Source organism: Candidatus Baltobacteraceae bacterium (genome assembly GCA_036559195.1).
Classification (GTDB): domain Bacteria; phylum Vulcanimicrobiota; class Vulcanimicrobiia; order Vulcanimicrobiales; family Vulcanimicrobiaceae; genus JALYTZ01.
Window position 1 is genome coordinate 37,601 of record DATBTN010000009.1, and the last position, 19,036, is coordinate 56,636.

At 63.6% G+C, this 19,036-nt stretch carries 19 protein-coding genes and 1 tRNA gene; 2 read left to right on the forward strand and 18 right to left on the reverse strand.

What is annotated here, in order from left to right; all coding sequences use genetic code 11:
• Positions 1–56 precede the first annotated feature (56 nt).
• From VIG32_01295 to VIG32_01355, 13 genes are all read right to left on the reverse strand, one after another.
• Positions 57–2,144 (reverse strand): prolyl oligopeptidase family serine peptidase, encoded by a 2,088-nt coding sequence (locus VIG32_01295; GenBank protein HEY8296644.1) that lies wholly within the window; start codon positions 2,142–2,144, stop codon positions 57–59.
• Between the two features lie 30 nt (positions 2,145–2,174).
• Positions 2,175–3,083 carry a hypothetical protein gene (locus tag VIG32_01300; GenBank protein ID HEY8296645.1) on the reverse strand — a complete coding sequence of 303 codons (909 nt, stop codon included), beginning with the start codon at positions 3,081–3,083 and terminating at the stop codon, positions 2,175–2,177.
• A gap of 1 nt (position 3,084) precedes the next feature.
• Positions 3,085–3,447: a hypothetical protein gene (locus VIG32_01305; protein HEY8296646.1), complete on the reverse strand. Its 363-nt coding sequence runs from the start codon at positions 3,445–3,447 to the stop codon at positions 3,085–3,087.
• The gene (locus tag VIG32_01310) at positions 3,444–3,713 is read right to left on the reverse strand and encodes a hypothetical protein (GenBank protein ID HEY8296647.1); all 270 of its coding nucleotides are present in this window, start codon (positions 3,711–3,713) and stop codon (positions 3,444–3,446) included. Before VIG32_01310 ends, VIG32_01305 begins: the two co-directional genes overlap by 4 nt.
• 50 nt (positions 3,714–3,763) lie before the next feature.
• A complete protein-coding gene (locus tag VIG32_01315; protein HEY8296648.1) occupies positions 3,764–4,744 on the reverse strand; it encodes an acetyl-CoA carboxylase carboxyltransferase subunit alpha in 981 nt (326 codons plus the stop codon).
• Positions 4,741–5,604: an acetyl-CoA carboxylase, carboxyltransferase subunit beta gene (accD, locus tag VIG32_01320; GenBank protein ID HEY8296649.1), complete on the reverse strand. Its 864-nt coding sequence runs from the start codon at positions 5,602–5,604 to the stop codon at positions 4,741–4,743. Before accD ends, VIG32_01315 begins: the two co-directional genes overlap by 4 nt.
• Positions 5,605–5,607: 3 nt before the next feature.
• The gene (locus VIG32_01325) at positions 5,608–6,330 is read right to left on the reverse strand and encodes a polyprenol monophosphomannose synthase (protein HEY8296650.1); all 723 of its coding nucleotides are present in this window, start codon (positions 6,328–6,330) and stop codon (positions 5,608–5,610) included.
• Positions 6,331–6,399: 69 nt separating this feature from the next.
• Positions 6,400–6,678: a hypothetical protein gene (locus tag VIG32_01330; protein HEY8296651.1), complete on the reverse strand. Its 279-nt coding sequence runs from the start codon at positions 6,676–6,678 to the stop codon at positions 6,400–6,402.
• Positions 6,679–6,686: 8 nt separating this feature from the next.
• On the reverse strand, positions 6,687–7,859 hold the full coding sequence (locus VIG32_01335; protein HEY8296652.1) for an aminotransferase class I/II-fold pyridoxal phosphate-dependent enzyme: 1,173 nt from the start codon (positions 7,857–7,859) through the stop codon (positions 6,687–6,689).
• Between the two features lie 4 nt (positions 7,860–7,863).
• Positions 7,864–8,574: a 16S rRNA (uracil(1498)-N(3))-methyltransferase gene (locus tag VIG32_01340; protein ID HEY8296653.1), complete on the reverse strand. Its 711-nt coding sequence runs from the start codon at positions 8,572–8,574 to the stop codon at positions 7,864–7,866.
• A 17-nt stretch (positions 8,575–8,591) separates the two neighbouring features.
• Positions 8,592–9,716: a molecular chaperone DnaJ gene (dnaJ, locus tag VIG32_01345; protein ID HEY8296654.1), complete on the reverse strand. Its 1,125-nt coding sequence runs from the start codon at positions 9,714–9,716 to the stop codon at positions 8,592–8,594.
• A 5-nt stretch (positions 9,717–9,721) separates the two neighbouring features.
• Positions 9,722–10,771, reverse strand: a complete 1,050-nt coding sequence (gene hrcA, locus VIG32_01350) for a heat-inducible transcriptional repressor HrcA (protein HEY8296655.1) — start codon at positions 10,769–10,771, stop codon at positions 9,722–9,724.
• A 6-nt stretch (positions 10,772–10,777) separates the two neighbouring features.
• The gene (locus VIG32_01355) at positions 10,778–11,305 is read right to left on the reverse strand and encodes a TlpA disulfide reductase family protein (protein HEY8296656.1); all 528 of its coding nucleotides are present in this window, start codon (positions 11,303–11,305) and stop codon (positions 10,778–10,780) included.
• A 50-nt stretch (positions 11,306–11,355) separates the two neighbouring features.
• On the opposite strand from VIG32_01355, the gene acs reads away from it, so the two are divergent.
• Positions 11,356–13,317: an acetate--CoA ligase gene (gene acs, locus VIG32_01360; protein ID HEY8296657.1), complete on the forward strand. Its 1,962-nt coding sequence runs from the start codon at positions 11,356–11,358 to the stop codon at positions 13,315–13,317.
• Positions 13,318–13,565: 248 nt separating this feature from the next.
• On the opposite strand, the gene VIG32_01365 is transcribed toward acs, so the two are convergent.
• The 5 genes from VIG32_01365 to add are packed head-to-tail and all read right to left on the reverse strand — an operon-like array spanning position 13,566 to position 18,990.
• On the reverse strand, positions 13,566–14,585 hold the full coding sequence (locus tag VIG32_01365) for a hypothetical protein (GenBank protein HEY8296658.1): 1,020 nt from the start codon (positions 14,583–14,585) through the stop codon (positions 13,566–13,568).
• A complete protein-coding gene (locus tag VIG32_01370) occupies positions 14,585–16,474 on the reverse strand; it encodes an ATP-dependent DNA helicase (GenBank protein HEY8296659.1) in 1,890 nt (629 codons plus the stop codon). Before VIG32_01370 ends, VIG32_01365 begins: the two co-directional genes overlap by 1 nt.
• A complete protein-coding gene (locus VIG32_01375; GenBank protein ID HEY8296660.1) occupies positions 16,471–17,091 on the reverse strand; it encodes a rhomboid family intramembrane serine protease in 621 nt (206 codons plus the stop codon). The genes VIG32_01370 and VIG32_01375 overlap by 4 nt, the downstream gene beginning before the upstream one ends.
• A gap of 23 nt (positions 17,092–17,114) precedes the next feature.
• Positions 17,115–17,789 carry a metal-dependent transcriptional regulator gene (locus VIG32_01380; GenBank protein ID HEY8296661.1) on the reverse strand — a complete coding sequence of 225 codons (675 nt, stop codon included), beginning with the start codon at positions 17,787–17,789 and terminating at the stop codon, positions 17,115–17,117.
• Positions 17,776–18,990, reverse strand: a complete 1,215-nt coding sequence (gene add / locus VIG32_01385; protein HEY8296662.1) for an adenosine deaminase — start codon at positions 18,988–18,990, stop codon at positions 17,776–17,778. Before add ends, VIG32_01380 begins: the two co-directional genes overlap by 14 nt.
• Here add and VIG32_01390 point away from each other — a divergent pair.
• Positions 18,954–19,030 (forward strand) — tRNA-Met (locus VIG32_01390). The genes add and VIG32_01390 overlap by 37 nt on opposite strands.
• The last annotated feature ends 6 nt before the right edge of the window (positions 19,031–19,036 follow it).

Consider the following 19,036-nt stretch of genomic DNA (forward strand, 5'->3'; position numbering starts at 1 on the left):
CGCCATCTTCCGTCCCCACGGAGCGTGTCCTTGAGGATTGGGCGAAGCCGATTCCTCTAGAGCTTTTTCAAGAGCCAATCCGCCGAGCGGCTGTAGAGTTCAAGCATGTGCGCGTAGACGAGATTCTCGTGCGTTTCGTTGGGGAAGACCAGCTCTCGAACGTCGACGCCTTTGGCGCGCAGGCGCGTTGCCAAATCGACGCCTTGCGAGAACGCGACGTTGCGATCGTCGTCGCCTTGCGAGAGAAAGACGGGCGAACGCCACGTGTCGATCGCGGCGACCGGCGATGCGTCGTAGGCGACCTTGCGCTGCTGCGGCGTCCCCTGCTTCGATCCGTAATCGTGATCGAGCAGCGTGGCCCAGTTATGAACGCCGGCCATGTCCACGCCGGCTTTGAAAATATCCGAATTGCGTGCGAGCCCGAGCGCGGTCAAATAGCCGCCGTACGATAACCCATAGATCCCCAGCCGCTTCGCATCGACGTCGCTGCGCGCTTGCAAGTACTTCGCGCCGGCGAGTACGTCTTGATACTCGCTCCCTCCCAGATAGCCGTAGTTCTTCGCCTCGCGAAAGTCATGGCCGTACATGATTCCGCTGCGATAATTGATCGAGAGGACGACGCATCCGTGGTTGGTGTAGTATTGGTTCGATTCGTAGAGATTCGTGTAGGCTTCCATGTAATGAAATCCGGGCAGCATCTGGCGTTGCGATCCGCCATGATCGAAGATGATCGCGCAGTGCGTGCCGGCGTCGGGATTCGGGACGAAGAGCTGCGCGTGCAGCAGCAATCCGTCGATGGAGTGAAACGTAACGAGCTGCGGCTCGACGACGGCCCTCGCCGGGAACGATCGAGGCACCTCTGGGCCGCCGGCCGCAGCGACGCTTCCACTCGCGCCGCGCACGAACACCGCGGGCGGATGCGAGTAATCGGCGTCGACGAACGCGAGCGCTCCCCCCGCCATGGGGCTCGGTTGCCACTGGCTGTGCGGACCGTGCGTGAGTTGCACGGGCGCACCGCCCGCGAAGGGGACGCTCGCGATGTGCCGGCGATCGATATCGCCGATGTTGGTCGTGTAGACCAGGCGCGCGCCGTCGAGCGTTTGGGTTACGGTCTCCGTCTCGCCGTCGCCGGGCGTGAGCAAACGCGCGGCGCCGCCGGTCGCACGGATTGCGTAGAGATGGCGCCAGCCGTCTTTTTCCCACGGAAACGCGATGTAGCCGTTTTTCGACCAAAAGAGTTGGCTGCGGCTGTCGGTTTCGTAATAGACCGATCCCATCCCGGCGTCGGCGGTAAAGAGTTGATGCCCGGTTCCGGTCGCCGCATCGGCGACCCAAATGGACCACGGCGCTTCAATCGTCGGATCGGCGTAGGCCGAAAAATCCTCGCGTAGACCCGGTTGGCGCACGAAGGCAACCTGCGCGCCGTCGGGCGACCACACCGCATAACTGTCGTTTGCGAAATTCGGCGCCGCGTACGTCAAGGTCGTGCGCGCGAGCGAATAGATAACGACGTATCCGTGATTGCCGCGACTATCGGTAAAGGCGATGCGGCGGCCGTCGGGCGACCAGCGCGGATCGCCCAGGTCCCCTCGAATCGTAAAGAGCCGCTTCGCCTTGCCGATCGAAACGGCGCCTCGCGTGGCGCGAAGCGCGGCGATCATCGGTTGTCCCCGCAACAGCCACACGATGCTCGCACCGCTTGGCGAGATCGCGGGCGAGTCGCCCTCACCCACGCGAACCGGCTTACCGCCCGTCGCGGCGATGACCCACACGTTCTGTCGCGGCGGATCGGGAAGATTGCGCGGATTCGGATACTCGGCCCGATCGTTGCTGCCCCCGCCCCGCACGTACGCCACGGCGTTCTCGTTGGGAGCGATCCGCGGTTGGGAAAGGTCCTGGCCGTCGTCCCGCGTGTAGTCGGTTAAGCGCCGCGCGCGTCCGCCGCGATCAAGGTAGAGATTGCGCCGTCCGCGTTCGTCGGCCGTGAAAACGAGCATGGTTCCAGCCGGTGACGCGGTGACGTCGTCGACGAAGGGTGCCGATAAAATGTCATCCATCGAAAACGGCGCGGCGGCAAGCGCGGGAGCGGCAGCCAACGCGAGAAGCACCGCGAGCATAGGCGCGCGCAACGCGATCCGAAGCATTCTTACCTCCACGACGAGAATTACAGGCAGTTATACGTGCGATTCGCGCTGCGCGAGCAGATACCCGTAGAGTAAGTCGCTGGTGCTTACGGTCGCGCGCTCGTGTCCGGCGAGCGCGAATATCGCGTCGAGTAAAATGAGTCCCGCCGGCAAGATGTCGGCGCGTTGCGGATTCATGCCCGGCAGGTGCCGGCGCGCATCGAGGTTCAACGCGCGCAGTTGAGCGAGCGCGAGCCGGAGATTCGTGCGGGAAAGTTCGAAGCTTTCGAACGGATCGCGATTGCCGCGCAGGATGGCTGCGGCCGTCGTCGCGCTTCCGCCCACGAAGACCAATCGATCGACGGCCGGCAGCGCCCCAACCGGCGCGAGAATCGCGACCGCACGCGCCATCGCATCGGCCATCGATGCATCGTCGATGGCGCCGCGATCGCCGCCGAGTATCGGGACGGCTTCGGTTAACCGCACGGCCCCGATCTCGCACGAAACCGTCCGTTCGACGCGATCGTGCGTGCCGGTCGCATATTCCGTGCTGCCGCCCCCGCTATCGGCCACGCCGTAACGTTCCGCTCGCGGCAACGCCGCAACCGCGCCGAGAAACGAATACCGCGCCTCGTCGGGGCCGTCGAGAATCACGAGATCGGCGCCCACGAGTTCCCGGACGCGCACCGCAAACGCGAGCGCGTTCTCCGCACGCCGCAGAGCGCTCGTTGCAATCGCGACGATCGAATCGGCGCGCCCCCGAAGCTCTCGCACGTATTCGCCCACGGCGTCGAGCGTGCGCCGCATCGGAAGTTCGCCGAGATGCCCCGACTCGCGCAGACCCTCGCCGATGCGCGTGCCGATCGAACGTTGCCAAACGATCGCCGAAGCGTCCGCGTCGAAGGCGGCGAGCAGCGCGCGCGTCGAGTTCGTGCCGATGGAGATGACCGCGCGATGCACGTTAGTCGTCGGTGGAGTGGCGCGACTCGAAGAGCGCCGCGCGCTTTTTCTTGCGCAAGAAATGCCGCTCGTGCGCCGGTGGCACCTCGGGCGTCTCCCATTCCTGGGTCTCTTTGAGATATTCGGCAATTTGGGCTTCGAACGCATCGTCGCGAATCTGCGGCGCCAAGAGCACGATCGGATGGCGCCCGTCGCGCGCGAGCACGAATTGCAGGTCTTTGCGGCCGGTCATCGCGCGCTGATAGGCGGCTCGATGGGTTTGGACGTCGGATGCGGGCGCGCTTGCGACTTGTCCGGACTCGAGGCGGACCGTTCCACCGAACGCGTGCAGATTGAGAACCGTGCCGCGGACCAACTCGCTCACTGGCGGGTCGAGCGGCTCCCCGGTTTGACGTAGATGATCGCTTCGTCGGGACCGACCAAGTGCAGACGCTCGTGAATCTCGGGAATGGCGCCCGCCGGATCGCTCAGGCGCTTGACCTCGCGCTCTTCTTCGCGTTTGCGCGTGCGCAGATCCGCAACGTCGTGCTGAACGCCCGCCAAGCTGCGCGCCATGGCGACGTTCTCGTTGACGATTCGAGCAAATTGAATGCTCACCAGCGTAAAAACGACGGCGCCCAACGCAACCACGGCGAGACGGCTACATAGACGCACGACCCCGTTCGGCCGTTTGCGCCCGTTCACGCCTTTATTCTTGCCATTTCCTGGCGCCCGTCTTGCCAAGCGCCTATCTTCCGATACTTCTGATAACGCGCCTCACGCAACTCCGCCGGCGAAAGCGTCGCTAACTTTCGCAGCGAGGTTTCGATTGTTCCGAGTACGCGCGCGATCGTTCCAACCGGATCGCGATGCGCACCGCCTATCGGCTCGGAAACGATCTCATCGACGATCCCAAAACCCAATAGGTCCTGACTCGTTAACTTCAATCTCGACGCCGCTTCTTCCGCTTTTGTCGCATCGCTCCACAGGATCGCCGCGCAGCCTTCCGGACTAGCAACCGTGTACACGCTATGCTCGAGCATCAGCACGCGGTCCGCGATCGCCAACGCGAGCGCCCCGCCGCTGCCACCCTCGGCGATCACGGTCGAGACGATCGGGACCGGAGCCTGCGTGAACTCGTAGAGGCACGACGCGATGGCTTCGGATTGTGCGTGTTCCTCGGACGAGATGCCGGGATCGGCGCCCTTGGTGTCCACAAAGGTCACGATCGGCAAACCGAGCCGTCCGGCCAGGTGCGCAAGCCGCTTGACTTTGCGATAGCCCTCGGGCGAAGGCATTCCGAAATTGCGGCGCAGATTCTCCTTGGTATCGCGGCCGCGCTGCTCGGCGATCACCACGATGGCGCGATCCCCAAGCTTTGCAAACCCGCCCACGATCGCCGGGTCGTCACGAAAATAGCGGTCGCCGTGCAGCTCGTCGAATTGAATCAGTTGCGCGATGTAATCCAACGAGGTCGGCCGGCTGGGATGGCGGGCCATATTGACCTTCTCCCAGGGCGACATCGATCCGAAAACTTCTTGCTGGATCTGCGCGTATTTGCTTTCGAGCGCGCGAATCTCCGCGGACATGTCCACCGGCTGATTGGCGTTGACCGCGCGAAGCTCGTTAATGCGCTTCTCGAGTTCGAGGAGCCCTTTTTCGCGTTCGACGATGACGTTCACAGCGCGGCTCCGAGCGCGGTCTTCTCACCGCGGGTCGCGTAATCGAGCAGACGCGCGAGCATCGGTTTGAGATCGTGGCGGTCGACGACCATGTCGATGTGCCCTTTCTCGAGTAAGAATTCGGCAGTCTGAAAATTGTCCGGCAGCTTCTGCCGGATCGTTTGCTCGATCACGCGCCGGCCGGCAAAACCGATCATCGCCTTCGGCTCGGCAACGATCACGTCGGCCTGAAAGGCAAACGACGCGGAGACGCCGCCGGTGGTCGGATCGGTGAGAACGGTTACGAAGAAGTTCCCCTCCTCCATAAAATGCGAGACCGCAGCGGTCGTCTTCGCCATCTGCATGAGCGCGAGCATACCCTCTTCCATGCGCGCACCGCCGCTAGCGGTAAAGATGATGCAGGGCACGCGTCGCCGGCGCGCCTCTTCGAGCAGCATCGCGATCCGCTCGCCGACGACCGTACCCATCGTGCCGCCGCGAAAGTGAAAATCCATCACGCCGAGCGCCACGTCGAACCCGCCGAGCTTCCCGAATCCGCAGACGATGCCTTCGCTCAACTGCGTTTTTTCGCGCGACTCCGCGAGCTTGTCGGGATAGGATTTTTTGTCGACCCACTGCAGAGGATCGCCGGGCTGAACCTCGTTGCCGATCTCGCTAAAATCGGAATCGACGAGCGTGCTGATACGATCGTAGGCACTCATGCGGAAATGGTTGCCGCATTTCGTGCACACGTAGAGGTTCGCCGCGAGATCGCGCCGGTAGAGCACTTCGCCGCACTTCGAACATTTCGTCCAGAGCGCCGCGTCCTCGCTCGACTCGGTCTTGCTGCGCCGGCGGCGCAGCCATTCTGGCATCGGCATGGCTTACGCCTTACCCGAACCTGGAAAGAAGCGCCCGCCGTACAGTTTGCGCAGCTGTTTGAGGTAGTTAAAGATCTCTTTCTCGTTGAGCTTCGATTCGCCGGCGACCCGATCGGTGAACACGTACGGTACCTCGAGCGCGCGCCCGTAGTGACCTTTGGCGATAACTTCGAGCCCGATCTTGAAGCCGATCGGATCGAGTTCGATTCCGTCAAGCGCTTCGCGCCGTACCAGGAAATAGCCGCTGGTTAAATCTTTGATCGGCGTCAGCGGCGCGGCCAGCATGCACGCAACTCGCGACGTGACTTTGCGCTTGAGCGGCCAATTCGTGATGCCGCCGCCCTTGACGTAACGGCTTCCCACGGCGAGGCCGTAGCCGCCCGACTCGATCGCCGCAACCATGCGCGGCAGAATCTCGATATCGTGGCTAAAGTCGGCATCCATGGCGCCGAGCGCTGCGGAGTCGGGACGCGCGAAGCGCCACCCTTCGATAACGCCGCTCGAAAGTCCGAGCTTGCCCGAACGATGCAGCGCGCGAACGGGAAACTCGAGCGCGAGCCGATCCACGATCGCGCCGGTCCCGTCGGGAGAGTTGTCGTCGACAACGATCAACTCGCCGTCGAGTTCGTTCTTTTTGAAAACCCCGTCGAGCGCGCGAATGAGACGCTCGATGCCCCCGGCCTCATTGTAGGTCGGAATGACGATTGAAAATTTCAGTTTACCCATAGCCAACCCGGCTCTATACGACGCCTCGCAGCCTCTTTCCGCCGGTTGCTCCGACCGGAGCAGAGTCCGCTAATGGAGGCGCCACAGGAGCGGATCCTGCGCCGGATCGAACGCGATGAGGTCGGCGTAGGCCTCCCGGCTGCTGCGCAGTACGACGATGTCGTCTTCGATGTTGAGCACCTCGTCGGTCTCGACGAGCGTCTCCTCGCCTCGCAGCGTCCAATAAATGCAGAGATACTCCGGCACGCGAGAGTCGCCCGTTGCGTAAACGGCGCGCACTTCACCAACCGGCTCGTGGCCGCACCGGACGGGCGTGCCGGGATCGAGGTCCCTCAGTAACTTGGCCATGCCGCTTCTTACCCAAAAGAGCCGCTGGGGCCGGCTCGCAGCGCGCGGTCCAGATCGGCGAGCAAATCCCGCTCGCTCTCCAGCCCCACCGAGAGGCGCACGAGCGACGGGGAGATGCCGGCCTGCGCGAGCGCGTCGGCACTCATGATGCCGCCCCACATCGCGGCCGGATGCACGATGAGCGATTCGACGCCGCCGACGCTCGCCGCGCGCTGTGGGAGCGTTACCGCCGAGAGCACTCGCTCGGCGGCCTCGAATCCACCGGCGACCTCGAAGCTGAGGATGCCTCCGAACCCTCGCATCTGCGCGCGCGCTAACTCGTGTTGCGGATGCGACGGCAGTCCGGGGTAGTGGACGGCGGCCACCGCCGAATGCCGCGCGAGCATCTCCGCCACGAGCAACGCCGATCGGTTGTGCCGCTCCATGCGGACCGCGAGGGTCCGCAGACCGCGCAGAACCAGGAACGCATCCAAAGGTCCGAGCACCGCACCGATCACGATCAACGTTTCCCAGCACGCTTCGATGCGTTCGTGCGATCCCGCGATCGCGCCGCAGATGACGTCGGAATGTCCGTTGAGATATTTCGACACGCTGTGCACCACGAGGTCGATACCGAACTCCGTGGGCCGTTGATTGTACGGCGTCGCGAACGTGTTGTCGGCGATCGTCACGATACCGCGCTCGCGCGCGAGACCCGCGATCGCGCGTAGATCGGTGACCTGCAACAGCGGATTGCTCGGCGTCTCCAATACGATCGCACGCGTATTGGGACGAATCGCTTGCGCGAACGCTTGCGGCTGCGTTTGATCCACGAACGTCGTCTCCACGCCGAACCGCGACAGCCAGGTTTCGAGAAACGCCGTCGTTCCGCCGTAGAGGCTGCGTTGCGCGATCACGTGATCCCCGGCGCGTACCAGCGAGAGCACGGCCACCGAGATTGCAGCCATGCCCGATGCGGTGACTAAGGCGGACTCGGTTCCTTCCAGTTGCGCGAGCAGATTCTCGACTTGGCCGAGCGTGGGATTGCCGTATCGCGTGTAAAAGCGTTCGTGACGCGGCCGGCGAGCCATCTCGTCGAATTGCGCGGCGTCGCTCGCGCGGAAGGTCGCCGTTTGATAGATCGGCGCAACGAGCGCATCGGAGGCTGGGTCCGAGTGCTGGAGCAGCGTATCGAAATCCATCGGCTTATGCGTCCCCTTCCGTTGCGTAGTTTAGAATCGCTAGGAGTGCGATGCCGGCGGTCTCCGTGCGTAATATCCGCGATCCGAGGGAGAGCACGCGCGCACCCGCCGCGGTTGCGGCCTCGGCTTCGGCATGCGAAAAACCGCCCTCCGGTCCGATCACGACCAGCACGTCGCGCGCGTTAGCCACGGCGGCCGGCAACGCGTCTCGCAGCAACGCGCGCGGCGCGAGCTCCCAGGGAAAGAGCACGCAATCGTAGCCCTCGAAGCGCGCGATTACATCCGCAAACGTAAGCGGGCTTTCGACGGCCGGAATCTCGCGCCGCCCGCACTGCGCGGCGGCGGTCTTCGCGAGGCGGCGCCAGCGCTCGACTTTATTGCCGCCGGCTCCGATGACGACCGATCGTTCGGATTCGAACGGCAATAGGGCCGTTACGCCGAGCTCGGTGAGTTTCTCCACCACGAAGTCCATCTTCTGGCCCTTCGGAATGCCTTGGGCGACGGTAACGCGCAGCCCCCGCTCCGATTCACCGCCGGCAACGCGCGCGCCGAGCACCGCGTGAAGCGATCGATCGAGCGTGGCCGCGAAGAGCGTCGCGGTCGAATCGATCACCGCGACCGCATCGCCTTCGCGCAGGCGTAAAACCGTTGCGATCTTACGTGCGTCGGCACCCCCGAACGCAACGATATCGCCCGGCGCGCGTACGCCTTCCACGAAAAATCGCGGCGCGCTCAATCGGGTTTGAACGCCTCTTTGAATTTGTCCACGAACGATTTCTCGTCAACGCGATCGGCGCTTACGCGAGCGTATTCTTCGAGCAACTCGCGCTGGCGTTTGCTCACCTTCGAGGGTACGACTACGTGCACGGTGACCACGTGGTCGCCGCGCTGCGTGCCGCGCACCGTCGGCATGCCGTGACCGCGCATGCGATAGATCGTGCCGCTTTGCGTACCCGCGTGGACGTTGAGACTGAGTTCGCCGTCGAGCGAGGGTACGGCGACCACGCCGCCGAGCGCCGCTTGCGGAAAACTGGCCGCCACGTCGACGAACGTGTCGTTGCCTTCGCGCCGAAAGAGCGGGTGGCGTGCGAGATTGAGGTACACGTAGAGATCGCCCGCCGGGCCGCCGCGAATCCCGGCTTCGCCGCTGCCCGTGATCCGAATGCGGCTTCCGTCGTCGACGCCCGCCGGCACCTTCACCGTGAGCTTGCGCTCGACTTCGCGCCGGCCGCGCCCACTGCAGGACGGACACGGATCTTGAATCACTTGACCGTCGCCGCCGCACTTGGTGCAGGCCGATTGCGTAACGAATTGTCCGAGCGGTGTCTGACGAACCATGCGCATGACGCCGCTGCCCGAGCAGCGATCGCACGGTACGATAAGGGTGTTGGGTGCGGCGCCGGATCCCTTGCAGGTCTCGCATTGCGCGAGATGATTGAAGGCAATATCCTTCGTGGTTCCCGCGAACGCTTCTTCGAGCGTTACCTCGAGATCGTAGCGCAGATCCGATCCGCGCGTGGGCGCGTTGCGGCGCGCCTGCTGACCGCCCGAGCGCGTCTCACCGAAGAACATGTCGAAGATGTCGCCGAAACCGCCGGCCTGCGCGCCGAATCCGAAATCGCCGAAGCCGCCGTTGGCACCGGCCGAACCGAAGCGATCGTAATGGGCGCGCTTTTGGGGATCGGAGAGCACCTCGTAGGCCTCGTTGATCTCTTTGAAGCGGTGCTCCGCCTCCACTTTGTCGGAGGCGACGTCGGGATGGTGGGTGCGCGCGAGTGCGCGATAGGCTTGTTTGATCGCATCGGCATTCGCATCGCGGCTAATGCCGAGAATCTCATAAAAGTCTTTAGTGGGCATGAATGTTATTTAATTTCTACGTCCGCTAGCCGTTCGGAGAGCGTCTCGGCAGTACCGGACGCGAGCGCCATCAAGCGCGCGTACGGCATGCGCCGCGGCCCGAGAATCGAGAGCATGCCGATGGCATGTTCGCCAAAGCGATAGGGAACCGTCACGATGCTAAAGTCCGTCATTTCGTCAGAGCCGAGTTCGTGGCCGATCTTCACGCTGGTCGCATCGCTCACCATCGAATCGGCGACCAGATCGTAGAGCGTTTTCTGTTCTTCCACGATTCGCAGAATGGAGCGCAGCTTGCGAAGATCTTGAAACTCGGGTTGATCGAGGAGGTTCTGCGCGCCTGCCGCCGAGACGGTCGGCGCTTCCGCCGAGCCGGCGTTTCGCAGCGCGGCGAGTACCGCGTGCTTGAGGTCGTCGTGCAGCCCGAGCTCCGCGACGGCCCCCGCCACATCGGCCTCGCCGATTTCGCGAAGCATCCGGTTGGACAGCCGAACGTTGAGCGCATTCGAAAGTCGCGTGAGGTCGTCGGGTGAGATGTCGGCGCCCACTTCGAACATGCTCTGAGCCGAGACGCCGAGTGAGGTCACTACGATCGCGACGCCGGTGCGAGCGGAAAGCCAGATCAGTTGCACGTGGCGGAACGACTGCGAATCGGGCGAGGGTTTGGTGACGAACGCCACGTTTCTCGAGAGCCGGCCAAGCAAGCGCGTGGTGTTGTCGATGATCTCGTCGAGTTCGCGGCTCGCGTCGCGCAGTTCGTCGCGAATACGGTGGCGGTCTTCGGTCGCGAGCAGCTCCGGCTGCATGAGATCGTCCACGTAGGTTCGGTACCCGCTGTCGGAGGGCACGCGCCCGGCCGAGGTGTGCGGCTGAACCAGATAGCCCGCAGCCTCGAGCTCCGCCATATCGTTTCGCACGGTGGCCGCGCTGACGCCCAGGTTGTACTTCTGGGTCAGGCTCTGCGAGCCGACGGGCTCGGCCGTGGCGATATATTCGTAGACGACGGTCGCCAGAATATACGCCTTTCGCTTGTCGAGATCGCCCGGGCCGTTCTTCATCAAAGCCTATCTTAGCAATCTACGGCCCGGACTGCCAATAGCTTTTAACGCGCCGCCTCTGGGCGGTCGCGTCAGCGCTGCCTCGACGGCTGCTTGGAGTTCGGACCAATCGAGCCCGCCGACCGAGACGTATGCCACGTTTCCGGCCGAGTCGAGGACCAGCGTGTCGGGCACCTCGGCGATGGAGTAGGCTTTGGAGAGTTTGCCGGTGCTGTCTTCCAGCAGCGGCAGCGCCTCGTGGTGGCCGGTAAGGTAGCTGCGCGCGACGCCGGCGGGCTCGGACGAGATCGTTACTAGCGCGATCCGATCGCCGTAGATCTGCTTGAGGCGGCCGAAGTAGGGCAACTCCGTCGTGCACGGCGGACACCAGGTTGCCCAAAAATTGATCACCACCGGGCGGCCGCGCAACGTCGTAAGCGGAACGGCACCGCGCGCGGTTGGGATGTCGAACGCGGGCGGCGGCGCGCCGAAATGAATGTTCGCGAGTCCGGTCGACGCGCTTGCCGCAAGCAGTAAGACGTGGACGACGTTCACCCCGACTCATTCGGCAGGCATGGATACTCACTCCCCGGTACATCGCCCGAATGAAGAACGCCGATGCAATCGAAGCGCTCTCCCAAGAGAGCCGTCGCTTTCCTCCCCCGGCGGAGTTTGCAAAAAACGCCAACGCGCGACCGGAAATTTACGAAGAAGCCGAACGCGACTACCTCGCATTCTGGGCTTCGTGGGCGCGCAAGCTCGAATGGATGACGCCGTTTACCAAGACGCTCGAATGGAACGAACCGTTCGCGAAATGGTTTTCGGATGGCGAGCTTAACGTTTCGGTGAACTGTCTCGATCGTCACGTGCGCGCCGGCAAAGGCGACAAGGTCGCCTATTATTACGAAGGCGAACCGGGCGATCGCTGGACGATCACGTATCGAGCCCTGCTCGATGAAGTCTGCCGGTTCGCAAACGGACTGCGCAAACTCGGCATTAAAAAGGGCGACCGGGTCGCCATCTACATGCCGATGATTCCCGAGTTGCCGATCGCCATGCTGGCCTGTTCGCGCATCGGCGCCGCTCACTCAGTCATTTTCGGCGGATTCTCGCCGGATTCGATCGTCGATCGCGTCAACGACGCGCAGTGCGTCGCGCTCATTACGGCCGATCAAGGCTGGCGTCGCGGCAACCACGTTGCGCTCAAACACAATTGCGATATCGCGATGGAGCAGACGCCGTCGATCGAGCATTGCATCGTTGCAAAGCGCGTCGGCGAGCCGATCGAGATGAAACCCGGCCGCGACGTGTGGTATGCGGACGTGGTGGAAGGTCAGCCGACCGAGTGCGAGCCCGAGCGCATGAACGCCGAAGATCTTCTCTACCTGCTCTACACGAGCGGCACCACGGCAAAACCGAAGGGTATCAAACACACGACCGGCGGCTATCTCACGCACGTGACCGCAACCCACAAACTGGTCTTCGATTTGAAGGAAGACCAAGACGTCTATTGGTGCGCTGCCGACATCGGCTGGGTGACGGGGCATTCGTATATCGTCTACGGTCCGCTCGCCAACGGCGCGAGCAGCGTTATCTACGAGGGCACGCCCGATTTCCCCGACAAGGATCGCCTCTGGTCGATCGTCGAGCGATACAAGGTCACGATCCTCTATACCGCGCCGACCGCGATTCGTACGTTTATGAAATGGGGCGAATCGTATCCGCAAAAACACGACTTGCGTTCGCTGCGTCTCTTGGGCTCGGTCGGCGAACCGATCAATCCGGAGGCCTGGATGTGGTACCGCGAACACATCGGCGGCAACCGCGCTCCGGTGGTCGACACGTGGTGGCAGACGGAGACCGGCGGAATCATGATCTCGCCGCTTCCGGGCATCACCTCGACGCCGCCGGGAAGCGCGACGCAGCCGTTACCCGGCATCGCCGCCGATATCGTCAACGATCTGGGCGAATCCGTTCCGCTCGGAGGCGGCGGCTACGTGGTTGTGACGCGCCCGTGGCCGGGCATGCTGCGCGGCATCTACGGCGACGACGAGCGTTACAAGCAGACGTATTGGTCGAAGTTTCCGCACATGTATTTAGCCGGCGACGGCTGCCGGCGCGATACGGAAGGGAACTACTGGTTCATGGGCCGCATCGACGACGTCATGAACGTGAGCGGCCACCGAATCTCGACGACGGAGGTCGAGAGCGCGCTCGTCGATCACCCGAAGGTCGCCGAAGCGGCCGTCTGCGGAAAACTCGACGACATCACGGGTCAAGCGATCTACGCCTTCGTTTCGTTGCGCGGCGCGGATCCTGGCAGCGCGGCCCTGGCGGATGAATTACGCGATCACGTCGCCGAACAAATCGGCAAATTCACGCGCCCGAAGTACATCACGTTCACGCAAGAACTCCCGAAAACGCGCAGCGGCAAAATCATGCGCCGCCTCCTGCGCGACGTCGCCGAAGGCCGCACCCTCGGCGACACCACCACCCTCGCCGACGCCGCCGTAGTCAAAGAACTCCAAACCCGAGCCACCCAAGAGTCCAGCAAAGAAGAGAGCTAACCGCACACTTCGGCTCGGCGTTTGTTCGCGTGACAACGCGCACGTTTCTTGTCATCCTGAGCTTGTCGAAGGACGGGCCTGTCGGGACACGTGCGCTACATGCGTCGTCCTTCGACAGGCTCAGGATGACAAACGAACTTCGTCTCCGCGTTTGTTTGCGTGACAATGCACGCTTATGATCTACGTTTGCTTGCGTGGCGACGTACGCTTAGGATCTGCGTTTGGTTTGCGTGGCGATGCGTCTTTGGCTAGTGGGTGGCGTTGAGGATGGTGCGGACGGGTTGGGCGGGGTAGCCGACGCTTTCGTTGATGCTGTCGTCCCAGGCCCAGGCGGTGAGGTCGCGCAGTTCGGCGGCGCCGGCGGCGAGACGCGCGTCGCAAAAGGTTACGGCTTGCGGCGTGGCGCGAACGAAGCCGCCGGTTTTGTCGATCGAATAGAGTTGGGTGACGGTTGCGTTCGTGGCCTGCAGGTAGCTCTCGATCGCACCGAGCGCTTCTTCTTGTGTCGCGAGCGCCGCGGATTGCCGTGGGGCGGGAGCTGCCATCAGGCCGGCTACGGCTCGCTCTTGCGCGTAACGATTCACGAACGTGCTCTCGAAAAACGCGTGGATGTCGCGCGACGTCGAGTAGCCCTTCGGATTGGGATACTCGCCCCACCCGTTGAAATGCACCGTGACGTGGAGCGGTTGCGACGCATCGCCGACGAAGTGGCCCCACACACCGGCGTCGCGAAGGATCAGGTGCTCTTCGATCGCGCGATCGCTTGCCGCGCGCCGGCGGCGTGCGGCGCTCGCATCGTGCGTCGCGCGGTACGCATCGACGCGCCAATACGCGAAGTCCATGCGCAACTGCTCCCACCCGTCGAGAATCGCATACGGCAGATAGCCCGTCTTGTATTGATCGCTGCCCGCAGCGCGCAGCGCCGTGTCGTACGCTTCTCGCGTCTCGGGCAGCGCGCCCAGCTTCAGCGCGCCGGCGATAGTGCCGTCGTCGAGTACGTCGAGGTAATGGCCGGGATCGTACTGCGCATCCCACGCCCGACCCGAGCCTTTGAGCGCGTCTTCTTCCGGGCCGAGAAACGCCAGTTCGTCGGCGGCCGCAGCAGTTCGCATGAATGCCGGCAGGCGCGAAGGCAGCGACGCCGCCGCCAAGCGGTTGATCATCGTGTGTCCCTTGGTTCCCCACGCGAGCGCGGGTTCGTTCGTCGCGAGTAGCGCCGTCGCGCAGACGAGCGCGCCGGCAAGCAGCGCGGATATCGGTCGTGCCATCAAAAGAACTCCGTTAGCTCGTCGAGGTTTGTCACGCGTTTGGCCGGGGGCAGCGCGTCGAGAATCGTGGCGCCGTAGCGCGAGGAGGCGGCGCGACCGTCGAGCAGCGCGACCAACCCGCGATCGCTCTTGCTGCGAATGAGCCGGCCGAAGCCCTGTTTCAGGCGGACGATCGCCGAGGGAATCATGTAGTGTTCGAAGCCGTTATAACCGCGTGCTTCAAGCGCTTCCACGCGCGCTTGCACGAGCGGATCGGCCGGCGACGGAAACGGCAGACGATCGATGATGACGCACGAGAGCTGATCGCCGACCACGTCGATGCCTTCCCAGAACGTTCCGGTAGCAAAAAGCACGGCGTTCGGTGTCGCGCGAAACCACTCGAGCAGGCGCGTGCGCGGCAGTTCGCCTTGCAGGCGAATCGGATAGGGGATGCGCTCGCGCACCAACGCGTAGACCTCGCGAAGTCGCAGGTACGACGTGAAGAGCACGAAGGCCCGGCCGCGGCTGCGATCCAAACATTCCTCGATCAACGGGGCCGCAAGTAGCGCGAAATTGACGGCTTTGGGATTGAGCTGCGGCGGAGCGACGAACAAACGCGCCTGCGCGGGATAGTCGAAGGGTGAGGGAGCGATCAATTCCTGCGCGTCGACGACGCCGAGCGATCGCCGCAGAAATTCGAACGATCGGCCGTTGGCAATCGTCGCGCTCGTGAGAACCACGCTCGACGTGCGTTCGAAGAGATGCAGGCGTAGGAACTCCGCGACATCGTGCGGCGCGCTGTTGACCTCGTAGCGCCCGTCGTTCTCGGCGCGCTCCGCCCACGCGATCGCTTCGTCGCCGGGCATGTGCGCCCGATCGATCGTCGCCTCGTGCGCGAGGATCGCCCGCATCGAGAGATCGCGGCGGCGCTCGGCCTCGGCATCGTTCTGCGGTTTTTTCTTTAGCGCTCCATGCCAGTTTGCGTAGAGCCAGTTCTCGAGCTTGAAGAGCGTGTCGCGCAGATCCGCGAGCGCCGGCAACGCGTGATCGTTCGCGCGCAACGGGTACCGGTCGCCGGGCACTTGCGCGAGCGCCGATTCCAATCCGCGAACGCCGGCGTCGAAGTCGCGTTCGAAGTGCGCGGGCAAGTGGTAGGTTCGATGGAGTTTTCGCAGCATGCGCCCGACGGTCGCGCGCGAGAGCGTCGCCGTTAGGGCGGCGGTCGCCCAGCGTTCGCACTGATGTGCCTCGTCGAGGATGACGTGATCGTACGGCGGTAAGAGGCCGCCGCCCATGGCGAGATCGAGAAAGAACAGCGCGTGATTGACGACCACGATATCGGCGTACTTCGCCTCGTCGCGCTTCTTGAAGAAGTAACACTCGCGGAAGTGTTCGCAAAATTCGCCGACGCAATCGTCGGCGTCGGCGTCGAGTTGCTCCCAATCGTCGCCGCTCGGGGTGAAGGGCAGTTCCGAGCGATCGCCCGTTCGGGTGCGCGCCCCCCATTCCCAGAGCTCTTGCATTCCGCGCGACGGTGCGACGAGTCGATCCGCCCGCATACGTTCGAGCTTTTGGCGGCAGAGATAATGACTACGCCCCTTGAGCAGCGTGACCCGCGCCGGAAGCCCGAGCGCGCGCACGACAAGCGGAATATCCTTGGTGTACAGCTGCTCCTGCAGCGCGATCGTGCCGGTCGAAAGGACGATCTTCTTGCCGCTTCGCAGCGCCGGAATGAGGTAGGCGAGTGACTTGCCGACACCGGTTCCGGCTTCGACGATCGTGTGCATCCCTTCGAGAAACCCGCGCTCGATGAGATGCGCCATCTGCACTTGTCCGGGGCGCGCCTCAAAACCACCCAGGGCGCCCGCAACCGGGCCGTCCGGTGCGAAGACGTCGTCGATGGCGATCATGCTTCGATGTGCGATTCGAGTTCCGCGCCGGTCCGCGCATCGACGACGCGCGTGCGCACGGGCTTGGGCGGCCAGAATAGCACGAGCGTCAGCACGAATCCGGCAATCAGCCCGGCGAGATGTTCTTGCTTCGAGATCATCGGCACCGCGAACGTGATGATCAGATTGATCGCGAGCAATCCAATGTTCGCTTTGATCAGCTGCATGCCGGGTTTGCCGAGTTTGAATCCGATTGCGAAGAGCGCCCCAAAGAGACCGAAGATCGCGCCGCTGGCGCCGAGCGTCGGAATATCCGGCTGCGAGAAATAGACGGCGCCGAGCCCCGCGCAGAGCAAGGAGACGGCATAAATGAGGGCCATCTTCGCGCCGCCGACGGCGCTCTCGATGAATCGCCCGAGCGAGTAGAGGGAGATCATGTTCACGCCGATGTGAATGATGCTGGCGTGCAAGAATCCGCTCGTGACGATACGCCACCACTGGTTATCCTGCGTGACGAGAAACGGTACGAGCGCGCCATCGCGCACGATCGTGCCGTTGGTAATGTTGCCGCTCAACACGCCGCCGCCCGAACTCACGATCTCGTACAAAAATGCGAGCACGTTGACGATGATCAGCACCCGCGTGACGGTTGCGCGTTGGCTCAGGACTCGCTCCCGGTGACCATCACCATGCGCGCGAGTTCGAGCGAGATCGCGTGCGAGGCTTTTCCGATCTCGACGGTGATCGGGCCTCCGAGCGGTGCCTTCCCGTGAATCCGGACTTTGGCGCCGGGACGCAATCCCATCTCGCCGAGGTAGCGCAGAATCTCCGGCACTTCGTCGGTCACGCCTTGCACGACGGCGCGCGAACCTTCGTCGAGTTGCGCGAGCGGAAGCCCGGTCCGAATCGGGTCGCTCAAATCTTTCGGCGGAATCGGGTGCCCGTGCGGGCACACTTGCGGATCGCCGAGGATCTCGACGAGCCGGGCTTCGACTTTGTCGGAGATTGCGTGCTCGAGCATGCAAGCCTCGGCGTGCACCTCGTCCCACGACATCCCGAGCACGTCGGTCAGCAGACGTTCGGCGAGCCGGTGCCGGCGCAGCACGCGGACCGCGACCTCGAGGCCCTTGCGCGTGAGGCGCACTTCACCGCGTGTAACCTGTTCGAGGTAGCCCTCGCTTGCAAGCTTCTTGAGCATGCCCGAAACCGAAGCCGGCGCGACGCCCAATTCGGACGCGAGCCCCGAGGTCGTAACGCCCGGACCCTCGCGTTCGAGCCGGTAGACGCCCTCGAGATACTCCTCGGTCGACTCCGCAAAATGACTATGGCCGGACATGCGTACTGGTGTTCGACGCGCTGCGGCCCGGTTCCATCACGCTCGCCGCCCGCAGCAACTCGCGCATGCTCGCCTTGAGGGAATCGGCGGCAAAGGACGCGTCGATCGCGTTCCCGATCAGGCGCAGGAGCGTCGTCTCGCCGGCGATCGACGCGACGTACTCGTACTCTTGCGTGATGCTCGTTCGAAAGAGCGCCGGATCGTCGGCATCGATCGTGACGACGACGCCCGCGGCATCCAGTTCGAGCAGCGGATGCGGGTGCTCGCGCGAGGCGATGCCGGTGAGAAAGTTCGAGGTCGGGCAAATCTCGAGCGGAATCTGCCGGTGCGCCAGCAGCTCGACGACGTCGCGATCTTCGAGCGCGCGCACGCCGTGCCCGATCCGTTCGACGTGCAAACGTTCGATCGCATCGCGAACGCTCGTCGCCCCGGCCGCTTCGCCTGCGTGCGCCACGCAGTGCAGCCCGGCCGCGCGCGCGAGCGCGAACGGCTCTTCAAAATCCCCAGCCGGAAAGCGCGCTTCGTCACCGCCGAGTCCGATGCCGATCGCCCCCAAATCGGTGAGGCCGATCGCGAGTTTTGCGGTTCGCATCGCGCTCTCGAGACCGAAGTTGCGCGTCAGATCGACGATCAATCGCAACTCGATGCCGCTACGCTCGCGCTGTGCTTCGAACGCCGAGCGAATCTCCCGCACGCAGGCGCGCACGTCGAGCTCGGGATGAAAGAACAGCCAAACCGACGGCGAGATGAAGATCTCTCCATACACGACGTTCTGCGCCGCCGCATCGAGCGCGTACTCCGCCGCCAACCGCGCATAATCGCCCGGCTCCTTCAGCGCCCGGCTCACCGCCGCAAACGTCAACAAAAACTCCGAAAAATCCCCAAACGCATACACGCTGTCATCCTGAGCCTGTCGAAGGACAGGAGCTTGTCGAAGGACGGGCCGGTACGTGGTCGCCACCCCATGTCGCGCGGCCAATTCGAGAAACGTCGCAGCCTGGAGCGTTCCCTCAAGGTGGCAATGCAACTGAACCTTCGGAAGCGCGCGTATGAACTCGCTCGTAGCCATCGGCAAACCACCTTCGCAACCTTTTGCTCGGCTCCCGCAGTTTACACGAGCAGCAGGAGAACGGTATGGGGTTCTCCGTATATACATGACCGCGACGCGGGGTGGAGCAGTCCGGTAGCTCGTCGGGCTCATAACCCGAAGGTCCCAGGTTCAAATCCTGGCCCCGCAACCACGTACA

Bases quoted from the DNA above. Each gene is read 5' to 3' on its own strand.
- VIG32_01330 (HEY8296651.1), bottom strand. From the start codon at position 6,678: ATGGCCAAGTTACTGAGGGACCTCGATCCCGGCACGCCCGTCCGGTGC.
- VIG32_01335 (HEY8296652.1), bottom strand. From the start codon at position 7,859: ATGGATTTCGATACGCTGCTCCAGCACTCGGACCCAGCCTCCGATGCG.
- acs (HEY8296657.1), top strand. From the start codon at position 11,356: ATGAAGAACGCCGATGCAATCGAAGCGCTCTCCCAAGAGAGCCGTCGC.
- VIG32_01380 (HEY8296661.1), bottom strand. From the start codon at position 17,789: ATGTCCGGCCATAGTCATTTTGCGGAGTCGACCGAGGAGTATCTCGAG.
- dnaJ (HEY8296654.1), bottom strand. From the start codon at position 9,716: ATGCCCACTAAAGACTTTTATGAGATTCTCGGCATTAGCCGCGATGCG.
- VIG32_01365 (HEY8296658.1), bottom strand. From the start codon at position 14,585: ATGGCACGACCGATATCCGCGCTGCTTGCCGGCGCGCTCGTCTGCGCG.
- accD (HEY8296649.1), bottom strand. From the start codon at position 5,604: ATGCCGATGCCAGAATGGCTGCGCCGCCGGCGCAGCAAGACCGAGTCG.
- VIG32_01370 (HEY8296659.1), bottom strand. From the start codon at position 16,474: ATGATCGCCATCGACGACGTCTTCGCACCGGACGGCCCGGTTGCGGGC.
- VIG32_01295 (HEY8296644.1), bottom strand. From the start codon at position 2,144: ATGCTTCGGATCGCGTTGCGCGCGCCTATGCTCGCGGTGCTTCTCGCG.
- add (HEY8296662.1), bottom strand. From the start codon at position 18,990: ATGAGCCCGACGAGCTACCGGACTGCTCCACCCCGCGTCGCGGTCATG.
- VIG32_01325 (HEY8296650.1), bottom strand. From the start codon at position 6,330: ATGGGTAAACTGAAATTTTCAATCGTCATTCCGACCTACAATGAGGCC.
- hrcA (HEY8296655.1), bottom strand. From the start codon at position 10,771: ATGAAGAACGGCCCGGGCGATCTCGACAAGCGAAAGGCGTATATTCTG.